Source organism: Albidovulum sediminicola (assembly GCF_025751575.1).
GTDB classification, from domain to species: Bacteria; Pseudomonadota; Alphaproteobacteria; order Rhodobacterales; family Rhodobacteraceae; genus Albidovulum; species Albidovulum sediminicola.
On sequence record NZ_JAOWLA010000004.1, the window covers coordinates 117,878 to 134,151 of the forward strand.

The window sequence follows — 16,274 nt, forward strand, 5'->3', positions numbered from 1 at the left end:
CCCTACATAGTGCGTAAACTGATGACAAAAAGATCATGTCCGCACAAAAGATTTTGTAGGTCAGTATTTTTGACCTATAATGCCGCTCAAGGGTAGGAGTTCCATGATGCGACACGACATAAGCCTAGCGGACCGCTTTGACCTTACCAAGCCGTCCGTCCTGCTGAACGGCACACAGGCGCTGGTTCGCCTAATGCTTATGCAAAAAGAGCGCGATCGCCGCGCCGGTTTGCACACTGCGGGCTATGTGTCGGGCTATCGCGGCTCGCCGCTGGGCGCGGTGGACCAGCAGATGGCGCGCGAGGACAAGCTGCTGAAAGCCAACGACATCGTCTTTCGGCCCGGCCTGAACGAGGATCTGGCCGCCACCGCGATCTGGGGTACCCAGCAGGCTGAATTGCGTGGCGAGGGCAAGTATGACGGCGTCTTCGCACTCTGGTACGGCAAGGGCCCGGGGGTGGACCGCTCCGGAGACGTGATGCGCCATGCCAACATGGCCGGCACCTCGGCGCATGGCGGCGTGCTGATGGCGATGGGGGACGACCACACGGGCGAAAGCTCCACCGTGTGCCATCAGTCCGATTGGGCGCTGGTCGATGCCTATATGCCGATCGTGTCGCCCGCGGGCGTGCAGGAAATTCTCGACTACGGGCTCTACGGCTTTGCTTTGTCGCGGTTTTCCGGGCTCTGGGTCGGGCTCAAGACCATGAAGGACACAATCGAGGTTACCTCGGTCGTGGAGAGCGAACTTGACCGCATGAATTTCGTCACGCCGGATTTCCCGATGCCAGAGGGCGGGCTGAACATCCGGCTGAAGGACCACTGGATTCCCCAGGAAGCGCGGATGATCGACCACAAGCGCTTCGCGGCGGAGGCGTTCGCCCGCGCCAATCGCATCGACCGACGCGTCTGGGGCAAGCCGGGCGCCAGGATCGGTTTCGTCGCGGCGGGCAAGAACTGGCTCGACCTCACGCATGCGCTTTCGCTTCTGGGCATTGACGCGGCGGAGGCCGAACGGCTGGGCATCACGACATACAAGGTGGGGCAGACCTTCCCGCTGGACATGACCTCGTTCCACGACTGGGCCGAGGGGCTCGACCTCATCGTCGTGGTCGAGGAAAAGCGCAAGCTGATCGAAGTCCAGATCAAGGAAGCGATCTTCGACGACCGGCAGGGGCGGCGGGTCTACGGCTGGTACAAGGGTGGCGCCGGCAACATGCACGCGCAGGAGCTTTTCCCGACGCGTATGGCGCTGGATCCGGTGATGGTCGCCGCGCGGATCGGAGAGATCCTGGTCGAGGAGGGGCGTGGAACGGATCACGTAAAGGGGGCGCTGCAAACCATTGGCGAATCGCAGAAAGCTGCGAACGTGCCTGAGCTGGCCGCGCGTCTTCCCTATTTCTGTTCGGGCTGCCCGCACAACAGCTCGACCAAGCTGCCGGAGGGCAGCCGCGCCTATGCCGGGATCGGCTGCCATTTCATGGTCCAGTGGATGGACCGCGCCACAACCGGCTTCACCCACATGGGCGGCGAGGGCGCGAACTGGGTGGGCGAGGCGCCGTTTTCCACCCGCGCGCATGTGTTCCAGAACTTGGGCGATGGCACCTACAACCACTCGGGTGTGCTGGCGATCCGCGCGGCCCTCGCGGCAGGGACGAACATCACCTACAAGATCCTCTTCAACGACGCCGTCGCCATGACCGGCGGCCAGACGAACGAAGGCGGGCTGACCGCCGACCGCATCGCACGCGAGGTCCAAGCGATGGGGGTCCGCGACATCGCCGTCGTGATGGATGAAAAGGAAGAGGTGGACCGAGGGCTGTTCCCCTCGGGGGTCGAATTCCATCTGCGCGACGAGCTGATGAGCGTGCAGGAGAAGTTCAGAAATCTCAAGGGCGTGTCGGTCATTCTTTATGTTCAGACCTGCGCGGCCGAAAAGCGCCGCCGACGCAAGCGCGGGACCTTCCCGGATCCCGACCGGCGGGTCTTCATCAATACCGATGTTTGCGAGGGCTGTGGTGATTGCGGGGTGCAATCGAACTGTGTCTCCATCGTGCCGGTCGAGACGGAGCTTGGTCGCAAGCGGGCGATCGACCAGTCCTCCTGCAACAAGGATTTTTCTTGCCTGAACGGCTTTTGCCCGTCCTTCGTGACGCTTGAGGGCGCGAAGGTCAGGAAGGGCGCGACAGCCGAACTTCACCTGCCGGACCTGCCCGATCCGGTGCTGCCGACGATCGAGGGAACGCATAACGTGGTCATCACCGGCGTTGGCGGCACCGGGGTCGTTACCATCGGCGCGGTTCTGGCGATGGCCGCACATCTGGACGGCAAGGCCGCCGGGATGATGGAGATGGCGGGGCTCGCGCAGAAGGGCGGCGCCGTTCACATCCACCTGCGCCTGGCGGAGAAGCCGCAGGATATCAACGCGATCCGTGTCGCGGTGGGTGAGGCCGACTGCGTCATCGGCGGCGACCTCGTGGTGACGGCAGGGGCCAAGACCATCGGGCTGATGCGTCAGGGACGGACCGGGGCCGTCGTCAACGCGCACGAGATCATCACAGGGGAGTTCACGCGCAATCGCGAATTCCGGGTGCCGTCCGGGCAGATGCGGCTCGCGCTTGAAGCGCGCTTGCGGGATCGGGTGTCATTCTTCGACGCCTCCGAACTGGCCACGCGGCTTCTGGGCGACGCGATTTATTCCAACATGCTGGTCCTTGGGGCCGCCTGGCAGCGTGGGCTGGTGCCGATCTTGGGCGAGGCGATCCGCAAGGCGATCGAAATGAACGGTGCGGCCGTGAAAGGAAATCTGCGCGCCTTCGACATCGGTCGCTGGGCGGCCGCCCACCCAGACGCCGCGGTTGAGATGGCTTCAGAAGACGATCCGAAGGCTCTGACTCTTCAGGAAAAGATCGAGTTTCGGGCGGCGCGGCTTGAGGACTATCAGAACCGCGCCTATGCGGACCGGTTCCGGCGTTTGGTGGCGGCGGCGCCCGAGGCGCTACGAGAGGCTGTGGCGAAGGGCTATCACCAGCTTCTGGCCTACAAGGACGAATATGAGGTTGCGCGGCTTCACCTGGCAAGCGCCGACAAGGCGCGGGCGGAATTCGAGGGCGACTTCCGGATGACCTTCCACCTGGCGCCGCCGCTTCTGGGCGGTGAGGGCCCCGACGGGCGCCCGAAGAAGCGCGCTTTCGGCCCCTGGGTGCTGACGGTGTTCCGCGTCCTGGCGGCGATGAAAGGGCTGCGCGGCCGGGCGATCGACCCCTTTGGGTGGCTCCCCGAGCGGCGGACGGAACGCGCGCTGATCGCGCAATACGAACGCGACATGGCGGAGGTCCTGCCTCTGGTCACGGCTGCGACCGAAGACGCGGTGCGCGCCCTTGCCGAACTGCCGCTGGAGATCCGGGGCTTCGGCCCGGTCAAGCAAGCGGCGATCGAGCGAACGGCCAAGCGCCGGGAAGAGCTCCTGGCGGTGATCCGCTCTGGCGGCGTGCCCGAGGCGCAGGCGGCGCAATAGCCGGTCGCGCCCGCACAGGCCCCCAAAGGGGCGATGGATTTCCGGGCGCGGGCAACGTATGAGTCTCAGCCAAGGTTGCGGTCGCCGCTGTGACGGCGGGGGCGCAACCGGGAAACACCACCGCGCCGGGGTTAGCGCGGTCGCGCGGAGGCAGGGATGGCGGTTGGCGTATTCGATTCCGGGCTGGGTGGCCTGACGGTTCTGGATGCGGTGTCCCGCGCCCTGCCTGAGGTGCCCTTTGTCTATTTCGGCGATAACGCCCACGCGCCCTATGGCGTGCGCGATGCCGATGACATCTTCAACCTGACCTGCGCGGCGGTGGAGCGGCTTTGGTCCGAGGGCTGTGACCTCGTGATTCTGGCCTGCAACACGGCCTCCGCCGCGGCGCTGCGGCGCATGCAGGAAAGCTGGATACCTGACGACAAGCGGGTTCTGGGCGTCTTCGTTCCGCTGATCGAGGCGCTGACGGAGCGGCAGTGGGGCGACAACTCCCCCCCGCGCGAGGTCGCGGTCAAGCATGTCGCGCTCTTTGCCACGCCCGCGACGGTGGCCAGCCGCGCCTTCCAGCGCGAGCTCGCCTTCCGTGCCATCGGCGTCGATGTGGAGGCGCAGCCCTGCGGCGGCGTGGTCGATGCGATCGAACAAGGCGACGAGATCCTGGCCGAGGCGCTGGTGCGCAGCCATGTCGAGGCGCTCAAGCGCCGCATGCCCAAACCGGAGGCCGCGATCCTGGGGTGTACGCACTACCCGCTGATGGAGGGCGTCTTCCGTGCGGCGCTGGGGCCGGATGTCGCCGTCTTTTCGCAGGCCAATCTGGTCGCGGCCAGCCTCCAGGATTACCTCGCCCGCCGGCCGGAGTTCCTGGGCGCGGGCCGCGTCTCGAAGTTCCTGACCACCGGCAACCCGCAAAGCGTCTCGGACAAGGCGACGCAGTTCCTGCGCCGGCCCATCCGGTTCGAGGCCGCCTGAACGTCGTTTTCGCGTCGCAAACACGACTTCCTTCTTGAAACAAGTCGCTCGCGGGAAAGAGTTTTTCCCCGAGGGTGGTGAATCTTGCCCGCAATTGGGGGAGGGCGGGATGCGCTACGGAACAGGTGTCGTGCTGGTGTTGACGGCCGGGCTGCTTTGGTCGGGATTCGGCCTTGCCGTGCGGCACCTGGATGGTGCGGGGGCATGGGCGGTCGTCTTCTGGCGCTCGGTCGCGCTGGTGCCGGCGCTGATGCTGTTCGTGTCCTGGCGGTCGAAGGGGCAGGCCATGCGCCGGGTCCTGGCGACGGGCCGTTCCGGCGCTATCGGCGGGCTTTGCCTGATCGCTGCCTCGCTCGGCGGGATCTACTCGATCCAGGCCACGACGGTGGCCAACGCGGTTTTCCTCTTTGCGGCTGCGCCCTTCCTGACGGCGGTCCTGGGCTGGGCGCTGCTTGGCGAGCGCGTCCGCCGGTCAACTTGGGGGGCGATCGCGCTCGCCGCCGTCGGGATCTATGTCATGGTGCGCGAGGGGCTGGCCCTTGGCGCGATGGACGGAAACCTGGCGGCACTTGGCTCCGCCCTGGGGTTTGCGGGCTTCACGATCGCGATCCGCTCTGGCCGGCAGGGCGACATGGTGCCGACCGTGGTTCTGGGCGGGGTCTTCACCATGATCGCCGCTGCCCTGGTCGCGCCGATGATGGGCGAGACGCTGTGGGTCTCGACCCACGACATCGTTCTGTCCATGGGGATGGGGGCCGGGTTGCTGGCAACCGGCATGGCGCTTTACACCGTTGGAAGCCGGGTGATCCCGGCGGCTGAACTGACGCTTCTGTCGATCGTCGAAGTTCTCATGGCCCCGGTCTGGGTCTGGCTGTTCCTGGGCGAAACCGCGTCGGAGGGTACGATCCTGGGCGGCGCGCTTCTGGTGGGCGCGGTGATCTGGAACGCGATCAGCGGGATGCGGGGCAGGGTGCCCCTGACGCTCTGAGCCCGATTGCGGCACCGCGCGATCCATGAGAGGGATCGGTCATGATCCGCGCCTTCTTTGCCCTGACCCTGCCCGACGAGGTGATCGATCAGATCGAGCGCCTTCAGGGCGCAATCCCGTTCGGCCGTGCCGTCCCGGCAGAGAACCTGCATCTGACGCTCGCCTTCCTGGGCGAGGTTTCGGACCAGACGCTCGAAGCCGCGCATGAGGCCGCGGCGTCGCTGGCGCCCGAACCTTTCGCGATTGAACTCTCCGGGCTCCAACACCTGGGACGCGCGCCCGGCGGTGTGATTGCCGCAGGCGTCGCCCCAGACGCGCGGCTTGAGGCGCTGGCGCGGGCGCTCCGCTCCCGTCTGAATGGCGCGCGTGTGCAATTGCCGCGCGAGCGGTTTCGCCCGCATGTCACGGTGCTGAGGCTGCGCCCGGGCGATGCCGAGGATGCGACGCTTGCCCGGCTTCTGGGTCGGCACGCGACGTTCCGGGCCGGGCCGATTCCGGTCACCGGCCTGTCGCTCTTCCGATCCTACCTTGGCGGCGAAACGGCGCGGCACGAGGAGTTGGCGCGCTACGCCTTCGACCCGATGGATGGGCGCGACGAATTTTCCCGTTGAAACCCGGACAAGGGACGGCCATCTAGCAGGGGCCGGAACCGGTCCGGACCGCAACGGGGAGCCGCAATGAAGGGTCTGAAGAAGCAGCGCCGCATCCAGATCATCGTCCTGGCCGTTCTGGCCATGGCGGGGGCGCTGGCCGCATTCAAGTTCGCGATGCCGGACGCGCTCCAGTATTTCCGCTCTCCGACCGAGGTGATCGCGAGCCCGCCCTCGGCGTCGGAGACGTTCCGCATCGGCGGGCTGGTCGAGGACGGCAGCCTGGTCCGCGGCGAGGGGGCGGAGATCACGTTCCGCGTGACGGACGGCAACGGCGTGGTGCCGGTCAGCTATACCGGCCTTCTCCCCGACCTGTTCGGCGAGGGCGAGGGCGTGGTGGCGACCGGCAAGCTTGTCGGCGGGACCTTCGAGGCGAACGAGATCCTGGCCAAGCACGACGAAACCTACATGCCCAAGGAAGTCATCGACGCGCTCAAGGAACAGGGCGTCTATGTCGAACCGGACGCTGGCGCAGCGACGAATTAACGAATTCTGAGGACCCTTCCCGGACGCGCCAGCCCCGGGAGGTTCCATGCCCAGCGTCGAAGACATTGCCCGAGAGATTGCCGCCCGCGAGGGAGGCTATGTGAACGACCCGGACGATCCGGGCGGCGCCACCAATCACGGCGTCACGCTGGCCACGATGCGCAGGCTCGGCATCGACCTGGATGGCGACGGGCGGGTGGGGGCCTCTGACGTCAAGCGCCTGACGCGGGCGCGGGCCGAACAGATCTTTGTCGAGGAGTATTTCCGCAAGCCCGGGCTCGGCCTTTTGCCGCAGGCCGTGCAGGCCAGCGTCTTCGACATGTATGTGAACGCGGGGGCAGAGGCCGTGCGCCTGCTCCAGCGGCTCTTGAACGACATGGGCTATGCGGTTGCGGTGGACGGGGTCATCGGGCCGCAGACGGTGGCGGCGGCCATCGCGGCGGCAGAGCGCGCGCCGGATCTTTTCGCCGACGCCTACGGGATCGCCCGGCGCGACTATTACTACGCGCTCGCTGACCGCAGGCCTGCCAGCCGCAAGTTCGCCCGCCGCCGCGACGGCGGAAAGGGCGGCTGGATTCTCAGGGCCGAGGAATTCATCTCCCCCCGCTTTCACCTCAGCGCGGCAGAGCATCGGGAAAGGATCGCGGCATGGGCCTGATCTCTCGCATCTTCGGGGCGCCGACGGCGACCACGGCGCTGGGGCAGGCGGTCGTGGAGGTCGCGGGCGCCTTCACCCCCAACGCCACCCGCCGGTTGGAGACCGCACAGGCCGCCTACCTGGCCGCGCTGGACGAATTCGGGGCGGAGTTCCAGTACCTCAGGCCCGGGCGCTTCGACCGGTTGGTCAACGGCCTGAACCGGCTGCCCCGGCCGATGCTGGCCTTCGGAACGCTTGGCCTTTTCATCTACGCGATGATCGACCCGGTCCATTTCGCCCAGCGGATGGTCGGGCTGAACTACGTCCCCGAGCCGCTCTGGTGGCTGTTGGCGGCCATCGTCGGGTTCTACTTTGGTGCACGCGAGGCGCATTATTTCCGCACCCGGGCAGACGCGCTGCCCGCCAGCGAGGGCCAGCCCGTTGCGACCGCGCCCGCCCCTGCCCGCAATCCCGCGCTTGAGGAATGGCGGCACGCGCGGGGGCGCGACCGCTAGCGCCGGTTGCATGGCGCCGGATTATCGCAGTAGCTTCCGGCCATGTCTTTCAGATTGTTGATTCTCTTCTTCTCCGTCGCCGCGTTCGCCGGTTCCGTGCTTTGGGTCGGACCGGCCGTCAAGACCGCGACGCTCGTTCCGATGGGCCTGGTCCTTGTTGCCCTGATCTGGGTGGTCGCGGGTCTCTTTACACCACGGCGGGACTGGATCCTGGTCGACGGATCGAACGTGCTTTACTGGCGCAATGACACGCCCGATCTCGCCACCGTGCGGCTGGTGGTGGGGGAACTGCTGCGCCGGGATCTGACGCCGGTCGTCTGGTTCGACGCGAATGCGGGCTATCTGGTGGCCGGGCGCTACCTTGGGCCGGGGGCGCTTGCGCGGCAGCTAGGCATTCCCGCCGCGCAGGTCTTCGTGGCGCCGAAGGGCACTCCGGCCGACCCTTTGATTCTTGAGGGTGCGCAGGCCCTCTCCGCCCGGATCGTGACCAATGATCGATACCGTGACTGGTCCGACGCGTTTCCCGCGCTCGGCCTTCCGGAGGTTCTGGTGCGCGGCCAGATCCGCGACGGCAAGGCGATCCTCACCCCGGTCGGGACCCAGGCCGCGCGCGTCAGCGCCTAGGCCCCGGCTTTTTCCAGCGCCTTTGCCGCGTCCCAAAGCGCGTCCATCTCTGCCAGGTTGCTTTCTTCGGGACGTTTCCCGCGTTCGGCCAGCGCCGCCTCGATCGAACGGAAGCGGCGGGTGAACTTGGCGTTGGCGGCCCTCAGCGCCGCCTCCGGGTCGATCTTGAGGTGCCGGGCCAGGTTCGCCACGACGAACAGCAGGTCGCCGAACTCCTCGAACGTCTCGGCCTCGGTCATCGTCTCGCGCGCTTCGACCAATTCGCGCGCCTCCTCCACGATCTTGTCCAGAACCTCATCGGTGGAGGGCCAGTCGAACCCCACCCGCGCCGCGCGGTTCTGTAGCTTGAGTGCGCGCAAAAGCGCGGGCAGCCCTAGCGCCACCCCGTCGAGCGTGCCGCGCGTGGCCCCCTCGGCCGCCCGCTCGGCCGCCTTCACCCGTTCCCAGTCGCGCGTCTGTTGCTCCGCCGTCTTGTCACGGCTTTCGTCGCCGAAGACATGCGGATGGCGCGCGATCATCTTGTCGGAGATCGACCGGACCACGTCGCCGAAGGCGAAATGACCCGCCTCATCCGCCATCTGAGCATGGTAGACGGCCTGCAACAGGAGGTCGCCCAACTCTCCCTTCAACTCGCCCCAGGCTTGCCGCTCGATCGCGTCGGCGACCTCATAGGCTTCCTCGATGGTGTAGGGGGCGATGGTGGCGAAGTCCTGTTCGATGTCCCAGGGGCAGCCGGTTTCGGGGTCGCGCAGGCGGCGCATGATCTCCAGCAGGCGCGGCAGCCCGCCTTCGGGGTCGAGGCAGAGGCGCTGGCTCTCTTCAGGGCTCATGGTCTTCCTTTCCTGGCACGAAGGCGGTTAGTCTCGGGGCGACCCTTGCCGGAGGCGATCATGCCCGTTTTGAACAGTATCGCGGAAATGGAAGCGGAGATGAAGGGATGGCGGCGGTATCTGCATGCCCATCCCGAACTCGGGCTCGACTGTCACGGGACGGCGGCCTTCGTGGCCGAGCGCCTGCGCGACTTCGGCGTGGATGAGATCCACGAAGGCGTTGGCCGCTCTGGCGTCGTCGGGCTGATCCGGGGACGAGACGCCGGGCCGACGATCGGGCTGCGCGCCGATATGGACGCGCTGCCGATGACCGAGACGACCGCGGCGCCCCATGCCTCGACTGTCGCGGGGCGAATGCATGCCTGCGGGCATGACGGGCATACAACGATGCTCTTGGGCGCCGCGAAGTACCTTGCGGGCACGCGCAACTTCGCGGGAACCGTCGCGCTCGTCTTCCAGCCGGGCGAGGAGACGGGCGAGGGCGGGCCGGCGATGCTGGCCGACGGGCTGATGGACCGTTTCGGGATCACGCAGATCTATGCGCTCCACACCTCGCCCAAGCACGATCTCGGTTGTTTCGTGACCCGGTCTGGCCCCTTCATGGCGGCGGTTTCGGACTTCGATATCCGCATCCGGGGCCGGGGCGGGCATGGCGCGCGCCCCGAGGAAACCCGCGATCCGGTGGCGGCGGCGCTGACGATTGGCAACGCGCTCAACACAATCCTCGCCCGCAATACGGCGGCGAACGACCAGCTCGTGCTCTCGATCACGCAGATCCACGCGGGCAGCGCCCATAACGTCATCCCGGCCGAGGCCTATATCGGCGGCACGATCCGCAGCTACCGGCCCGAGATCCAGGACCTGGCCAAGCGCCGCCTGCGGGAGATCTGCGAGGGCTGCGCCGCCGCCATGGGCGTGACCGTCGAGATCGGCGGCCAGATCGACCTGGCGCCAACGGTGAACGACCCCAAGGCTACGCGCTTCGCCATCTCGGTCGCGCGGGAGGTGTCGGGTGCTGATCGGGTCGAAGGCGACTATCCGCCCCTGATGGGTTCGGAGGATTTCGGCGCGATGCTGGCCGAACGGCCCGGCGCGATGCTGTTTCTGGGACAGGGCGTTGGCCCCAGCGTGCATGAGACGGACTTCGACTTCAACGACGCCGCGGCCCCGATCGGGGCGAGCTACCTCGCGCGGCTGGTCGAGCGGGCCTTGAACGGCGGCTGACGCAGGGGCAGGTCCCGCGACCCCATTGCGCCCGGCGCGCCGGGGTGGGATTGTCTGTGAGTCCTGAACATGAGGTTCCCATGCCGGTCCTGAACCGTATCGCCGACTATGCGCCCCAGATGCGCGAATGGCGCCGCTGGCTGCACCAGCACCCCGAGCTTGAATTCGACTGCCACGAAACCGCGGCCTTCGTCGCCGCGCGGCTGCGTGAATTCGGCGTGGACGAGATTCACGAAGGGATCGCCAAGACCGGCCTTGTCGCGATCATCGACGGCCAGGGCGAGGGGCCGACCATCGGGCTGCGCGCCGACATGGACGCGCTCCCGATCGAAGAGGCGACGGGGCTGGAACACGCCTCGACCGTCGCGGGCCGGATGCATGCCTGCGGCCATGACGGGCATACCACGATGCTTCTGGGCGCCGCGAAATACCTCGCGGAGACGCGCAACTTCCGGGGCCGCGTGGCGCTGATCTTCCAGCCCGCCGAGGAAGAGGGCGGCGGCGGCGATGTCATGGTGCGTGAAGGCATGCTCGACCGCTTCGGCATCGGCGAGGTCTATGCGCTCCACAACACGCCGCAGGTGCCGCTTGGGCGGTTCGTTACCACGCCGGGGCCGATCATGGCGGCCGTGGACACGCTGCGCGTCGATCTGAAGGGGCGGGGCGGGCACGGGGCCTATCCACATGACTGCATCGACCCGATCGCGGCGGCGGTGGGCATGATTTCCGCGCTCCAGACCATTGTCAGCCGCAACACCAACCCGCTGGCCGAGATCGTGATCTCCGTCACCCAGATCCATGCCGGGACGGCCTCGAACATCATCCCCGAGGAGGCCTGGTTCGGGGCGACAATCCGGACCTTCGACCCGGACGTGCGCAAGGCGACCAAGGCGCGGATCGAACAGGTGGTGGCAGGCCATGCCGCGGCCTACGAGGTGGAGGCCGTGATCGACTACGACTGGGGTTATCCCGCCACGGTCAACGATGCCGATCGCACCGCCTTTGCCGTGCGCGTGGCCGAGGAAGTCGCGGGTGCGGCGGGCGTGGTCGCTGACGCGGGCCGCGAGATGGGGGCGGAGGATTTCTCCTACCTGCTGGAAAAGCGGCCCGGTTGCTACCTGTTCCTTGGACAGGGAGAGGGGGCAGGGCTCCACCACCCGAAATACGACTTCAACGACGAGGCCGCGCCCTTCGGTGCCAGCTTCTTCGCCCGCCTCGTCGAGCGCGCCCAGCCGTTGTGACCCAGCGGCGCGCGGCCCTTCCGGGGCCGCGCAAGGCATCTCTCGCCGCGCCTGCCGGGGCAGGCGCGGCTCGGGCCTTTGCCTCCGGCGGGGGTATTTCGCAATGAAGAACGGCGGTTAGGCCGTTTCTTCGCGAACTCAACACTTCTTTTTTCCGTTTCCGGCCGCGTCGAACGGGGTGTGCCTTGTTTTGATCAAAAGGCTTGAGATTCCGGCCCCAATCGGTATTCTGTTCATATTGACTGGAGATTCAAAATGACACATGCCGCGCACAGCCTCGCCAACGAAGCGCTTTGGGAAAAGGACCGGGCCCATGCGGTCCATCCCTGGACCAACTTCGGACCGTTCGAGCGACAAGGCTCTCTGATCGTCACGAAGGGGGAGGGCTGTTACCTTTGGGACGCGGATGGTCGGCGCTACTTCGACGCGGTCGGCGGCATGTGGTGCACGAACATCGGTCTTGGCCGGCGCGAGATGGCCGATGCCATCGCCGAGCAGGCCATGCGGTTGGGGTATTCGAACTACTTCGTGGATATTGGCAATGATGCTGCGGCGCTTCTGGCGGCGCGGTTGGCGGAACTGGCGCCGGGCGACCTGAACCGCGTCCACTTCACCACCGGCGGCTCGACCGCGGTCGATACCGCGGTGCGCATGGTGTCCTATTACCACCATGTTCGCGGCAACCCGGACAAAACCCACATCGTTTCGCGCGATGCCTCATATCACGGGTCCACCTACCTGACGATCTCGGTCGGCAAGCGGGCGGGCGACCGGATCGAGGAGTTCCGCTACAAGGAGGAGGGGATTCATCACCTGTCGAGCCCCAACCTTTACCGCCGTCCCGAGGGGATGAGCGAGGACGCGTTCTGCGATGCGCTCGTGGCGGAGTTCGAGGACCTGATCGCGCGCGTCGGGGCCGAACGGATCGGCGGATTCATCGCCGAGCCGATCCAGGCCTCGGGCGGGATTGTCATTCCGCCCAAGGGCTATCTGAAGCGCATGTGGGAGGTCTGCCAGCGTCACGACATCCTCTTCATCGCCGACGAGGTGGTGACGGCCTTCGGGCGCATCGGGCACTGGTTCGCTTCGCAGGATGAATTCGGCATCGTGCCGGACATGATCACCTGCGCCAAGGGGCTGACCTCGGGCTATGTGCCGTTGGGGGCGCTCATCTTCTCGGACCGGATCTGGGACACGATGGCGGAGGGCGGGCATCGCTGGTTCTCGACCGGGTTCACCTATTCCGGGCATCCCGTGGCTTGCCGCGCGGCGCTCAAGAACATCGAGATCATCGAGCGCGAGGGGCTTCTGGCCCAGGCGGCGCGGGTCGGCGGCTATTTCGAGGCGCAGCTGGCGACGCTGGCGGATCTGCCGTTGGTCGGCAATGTCCGCGGCCGCAAGCTGATGGCTTGCGTCGAAAGCGTTGCGAACCGCGAGACGAAGGAACCGCTGCCCGACGAGGTGGGGGAGAGCAAGCGCATCTCGAACGCCTGCGAGGCGATGGGGCTGATGGTGCGGCCCATGGGGCATCTGAACGTCATGTCGCCGCCCCTCGTCATCACCGAGGGGCAGGCGGATTTCGTTGTCCAGACGCTGCGCAAGGCGATCGTCGATGTCACCGACCAGCTTGTCCGAGAGGGGATCAGGATCGCCTAGCGCCCCGCTTTCGGAAGCCCGCCGTCGGTCAGCCCGTAACCGGCATAGGCCAGTTGCAGCCAGGACCGGCGGAAGGCGGGCAGGGGAAAGCGGCGCGGAGCCGTGCGCACCAGCGCGGGCAGGTGTGCCGCCTGGCCGGTCATGAGGCGCCCAACCTGCTGGCCGGAATAGGAGGCCGCCGCCACCCCCGAGCCGTGCCAGCCGAAGGCCGCGTAAAGGCCCTGCGCCCCCGGAACCTCGCCCACGAAGGGGGCGAGGCTGCCGGTCAGGCAGACGAGGCCGGACCACGTCTGCTCGGTCTCCGCCCCGGCCCAGGCGGGGAAGAGCGCCTCGAAATGCCTGCGCACATTGGCTTCCATCCCGCGCAGAGCGGCCGTGGTGCCCGAGGTGCCGCCACGCATCCCGAACAGGAAACGGCCATCGGGCAGGTGGCGGAAGTAGTGCAGCAGCTTGCGCGCGTCGAAGGCCATCCGCGGGTCGGTGTAGCCCTGATCCTGCCGCTCCGCCTCGGTCAGGGGCCGGGTCACGAGCACGGCGGAGAACGCGGGCAGGGTGCGCCCGCCGATCCAGCGCGGCAGGTCGTCCGAGGTATAGCCGTTCGTTGCGACGAGGACCCTGCGGGCCGTGACCGTCCCATGAGGTGTCGCCAGCCGCCAGCCGCCATCGGCGGGGGTCATGTCTGTTACAGGGCTTTCGCCGCAGATGCGGATGCCTTTGGCGATGGCAAGCCGGGCGAGCCCCTCGACATAGGCCATGGGATCGACGGGGAAGCCCTCCTTCAGCATCAGGGCGCCGTGAAAGCCGGGTCCCGCCAGCCCGCGCTCCCGCAGCGCCTCGGGCGGGATGACCTCGACGCTTTCGCCGTAGCGGTCCTGAATTTCGCGCGCCTCCTCGGCGAAGCCCGCCCAGGCGCGGGGCGATTGCGCCAGGATCGCCTCACCCTCAGGGCCCTGCCGCGCCGCCCAGCCGTTCGAGTCGATCAGCTGCCCGACATGGGCGATCGCGGCGCGCTGAAAGGCGCGGAAGTCGCGCGCCCCGTCACGTCCGACGCGGGCCGTGATCGCGGCGTCCGACAGCTTCGTGCCGCCATAGCCGCAAAACCCGCCGTTGCGCCCTGAGGCGCCCCAACCCGGCTGCACCGCTTCCAGGACGATCACGCTGGCGCCGGCGCTTGCAGCCTCAAGCGCCGCGTTCAGCCCGGCGTAGCCCGAGCCGATCACCGCGATATCCGCCTTCGCGGCGCCGTCGAGCGGCGGCAGCACCATGGGCGCAGGATGCGCGGCGCGCCAATGGCTCTTCGGCCAGGCGGGGTCATAGGCGGGGGCTTGATAAAGGCGGCGCATGGGGGCTCCTGCGGTGCGGAATCGGATCGGCCGGGACCGTTCCCGCCGATACCTATCGCAGAGCGGGTATTTTGATCAAATTAAACTTGACAAGCGCCGCCCCCGCTGGCCTTTTCGGACCATCCGGATCCGCGGCGTCTCCGGCCATGAACGACGACGCGACCTATCCCGAGAGACACTCATGGCACTCGAAGACTCCAAGAATGAGATCGATTCCGCCTTTACCCGTCGGGGCCAGCGCGGCCTGGCCTATGAAAACGCCTTTGCCGGCGCGACCAGCTTCCTGCGCCGGAGCTACACCAAGGACCTGAGCGGCGTCGACCTCGCCATCACCGGCGTTCCCTTCGACCAGGCGGTCAGCCACCGGACCGGCACCCGCTTCGGCCCGCGCGCCATCCGCGAGGCGTCGAGCCTTCAGCCCTACGACCCGCCCCACGGTTGGCCCACCAGCCCGTTGGAGGAGATGAATGTCATCGACTACGGCGATGTCGCCTTCGACTACGCCAATGTGGCCGAATTCCCCGAGACCTTGACCGCCCATATCCGCACGATCCTCGCGGCGGGCGCAGGGACGGTGACGCTGGGGGGAGATCACTATATCACCTACCCGATCCTCAAGGCCTATGCGGAAAAGTTCGGCCCCCTGAGCGTCATCCATTTCGACGCCCATTCCGACCTTTGGCCCGACGACAACCCGGCCCGGATCGACCACGGCACCATGCTCTACAAGGCGGTGAAGGGGGGCTATGTCGATGCGGCAAGCTCGATCCAGATCGGCATCCGCACCACGACCGAGGACTATCTGGGCGTGAACGTCCTCACCGCGCGCGACGTGCATGAACAGGGCGTGGCAGCGGCCGTGGCCCGCGCGAAAAAGGTCGTGGGCGACCGGCCGGTCTATCTGACCTTCGACATCGACGCGCTTGACCCCGCCTTCGCGCCCGGCACCGGCACGCCGGTCTGGGGAGGGCTCGCCTCCTGGCAGACGGCGGCGATGTTGCGCGACCTTGCCGGTATCAACCTCGTCGGCGGCGATATCGTGGAGGTCTCACCCCCCTACGACACGACCGGCGCCACCGCGATCGCGGGCGCGCACGTTGCCTACGAACTGATCTGCCTCTACCACTGGGCGCGAACCCGCAGGTGAGGGCGGCGCTCCTCCTTGTCGTCGCGCTCCTGGCGGGGGGCATGGCCTATGTGCGCCTTGCCCCCTCCGACCCGGCGCGCTGGCATATTGATCCCGTCGGTACGGATACCCCTGCCGGGCGCGTCCTTGCCGTTCCCGGGGGCGCCCGCGCCGTGGTCCGTTTCGCAAACACCACGCCGGCAACGCTCCTAGGCCAACTCGACGCCATCGCGCTTTCGGCCCCGCGCACCCGGCGCCTTGCCGGCAGCGCGGCGGAGGGGCGGATCACATGGGTGACCCGCTCCGCGCTCTTCGGCTTTCCCGATTACACGACCGCCGCCGCGCGCGCCGAGGGGGCGGCCACCCGGCTTGATCTCTTCGCGCGCCAGCGCTTCGGCCGCAACGACCTTGGCGTCAATGCGGCCCGCCTGCTGGAATGGCTTGCCCGGCTCGCTCCCTGATCTTCGC

15 protein-coding genes are annotated in these 16,274 nt (G+C 67.3%); 13 read left to right on the forward strand and 2 right to left on the reverse strand.

Going from position 1 to position 16,274, the window contains the following annotated elements:
• Positions 1-103 precede the first annotated feature (103 nt).
• The 8 genes from OE647_RS05855 (at position 104) to OE647_RS05890 (ending at position 8,386) form a co-directional block, all read left to right on the forward strand.
• A complete protein-coding gene (locus OE647_RS05855; RefSeq protein ID WP_412174929.1) occupies positions 104-3,517 on the forward strand; it encodes an indolepyruvate ferredoxin oxidoreductase family protein in 3,414 nt (1,137 codons plus the stop codon).
• A 156-nt stretch (positions 3,518-3,673) separates the two neighbouring features.
• Positions 3,674-4,486: a glutamate racemase gene (locus OE647_RS05860; protein WP_263720758.1), complete on the forward strand. Its 813-nt coding sequence runs from the start codon at positions 3,674-3,676 to the stop codon at positions 4,484-4,486.
• A 109-nt stretch (positions 4,487-4,595) separates the two neighbouring features.
• Positions 4,596-5,474 (forward strand): DMT family transporter, encoded by an 879-nt coding sequence (locus tag OE647_RS05865; RefSeq protein ID WP_263720759.1) that lies wholly within the window; start codon positions 4,596-4,598, stop codon positions 5,472-5,474.
• A gap of 41 nt (positions 5,475-5,515) precedes the next feature.
• Positions 5,516-6,085, forward strand: a complete 570-nt coding sequence (thpR, locus tag OE647_RS05870) for an RNA 2',3'-cyclic phosphodiesterase (protein ID WP_263720760.1) — start codon at positions 5,516-5,518, stop codon at positions 6,083-6,085.
• A gap of 66 nt (positions 6,086-6,151) precedes the next feature.
• The gene (gene ccmE / locus OE647_RS05875) at positions 6,152-6,610 is read left to right on the forward strand and encodes a cytochrome c maturation protein CcmE (protein ID WP_263720761.1); all 459 of its coding nucleotides are present in this window, start codon (positions 6,152-6,154) and stop codon (positions 6,608-6,610) included.
• A 46-nt stretch (positions 6,611-6,656) separates the two neighbouring features.
• Positions 6,657-7,268, forward strand: a complete 612-nt coding sequence (locus OE647_RS05880) for a holin-associated N-acetylmuramidase (RefSeq protein ID WP_263720762.1) — start codon at positions 6,657-6,659, stop codon at positions 7,266-7,268.
• Entirely contained in the window at positions 7,259-7,762 is a 504-nt protein-coding gene (locus OE647_RS05885) for a holin family protein (protein ID WP_263720764.1), read from the forward strand. The genes OE647_RS05880 and OE647_RS05885 overlap by 10 nt, the downstream gene beginning before the upstream one ends.
• 42 nt (positions 7,763-7,804) lie before the next feature.
• A complete protein-coding gene (locus OE647_RS05890) occupies positions 7,805-8,386 on the forward strand; it encodes a hypothetical protein (RefSeq protein WP_263720765.1) in 582 nt (193 codons plus the stop codon).
• On the opposite strand, the gene mazG is transcribed toward OE647_RS05890, so the two are convergent.
• Entirely contained in the window at positions 8,383-9,216 is an 834-nt protein-coding gene (mazG, locus tag OE647_RS05895) for a nucleoside triphosphate pyrophosphohydrolase (RefSeq protein WP_263720766.1), read from the reverse strand. The two genes, OE647_RS05890 and mazG, sit on opposite strands and share 4 nt — an antisense overlap.
• Positions 9,217-9,276: 60 nt before the next feature.
• On the opposite strand from mazG, the gene OE647_RS05900 reads away from it, so the two are divergent.
• The 3 genes from OE647_RS05900 (at position 9,277) to OE647_RS05910 (ending at position 13,337) form a co-directional block, all read left to right on the forward strand.
• Positions 9,277-10,440, forward strand: coding sequence for a M20 aminoacylase family protein (locus tag OE647_RS05900; RefSeq protein ID WP_263720767.1), 1,164 nt, complete (start codon positions 9,277-9,279; stop codon positions 10,438-10,440).
• Positions 10,441-10,520: 80 nt separating this feature from the next.
• Positions 10,521-11,681, forward strand: coding sequence for a M20 aminoacylase family protein (locus tag OE647_RS05905; protein WP_263720768.1), 1,161 nt, complete (start codon positions 10,521-10,523; stop codon positions 11,679-11,681).
• Between the two features lie 255 nt (positions 11,682-11,936).
• Positions 11,937-13,337, forward strand: a complete 1,401-nt coding sequence (locus OE647_RS05910; protein WP_263720769.1) for an aminotransferase — start codon at positions 11,937-11,939, stop codon at positions 13,335-13,337.
• Here OE647_RS05910 and OE647_RS05915 read toward each other — a convergent pair.
• Positions 13,334-14,680, reverse strand: coding sequence for an NAD(P)/FAD-dependent oxidoreductase (locus OE647_RS05915; protein WP_263720770.1), 1,347 nt, complete (start codon positions 14,678-14,680; stop codon positions 13,334-13,336). The genes OE647_RS05910 and OE647_RS05915 overlap by 4 nt on opposite strands.
• 181 nt (positions 14,681-14,861) lie before the next feature.
• On the opposite strand from OE647_RS05915, the gene speB reads away from it, so the two are divergent.
• Together speB and OE647_RS05925 are read left to right on the forward strand one after the other, a co-directional pair.
• Positions 14,862-15,827, forward strand: coding sequence for an agmatinase (gene speB / locus OE647_RS05920; RefSeq protein WP_263720771.1), 966 nt, complete (start codon positions 14,862-14,864; stop codon positions 15,825-15,827).
• The gene (locus OE647_RS05925) at positions 15,824-16,267 is read left to right on the forward strand and encodes a DUF1499 domain-containing protein (RefSeq protein WP_263720772.1); all 444 of its coding nucleotides are present in this window, start codon (positions 15,824-15,826) and stop codon (positions 16,265-16,267) included. Before speB ends, OE647_RS05925 begins: the two co-directional genes overlap by 4 nt.
• The last annotated feature ends 7 nt before the right edge of the window (positions 16,268-16,274 follow it).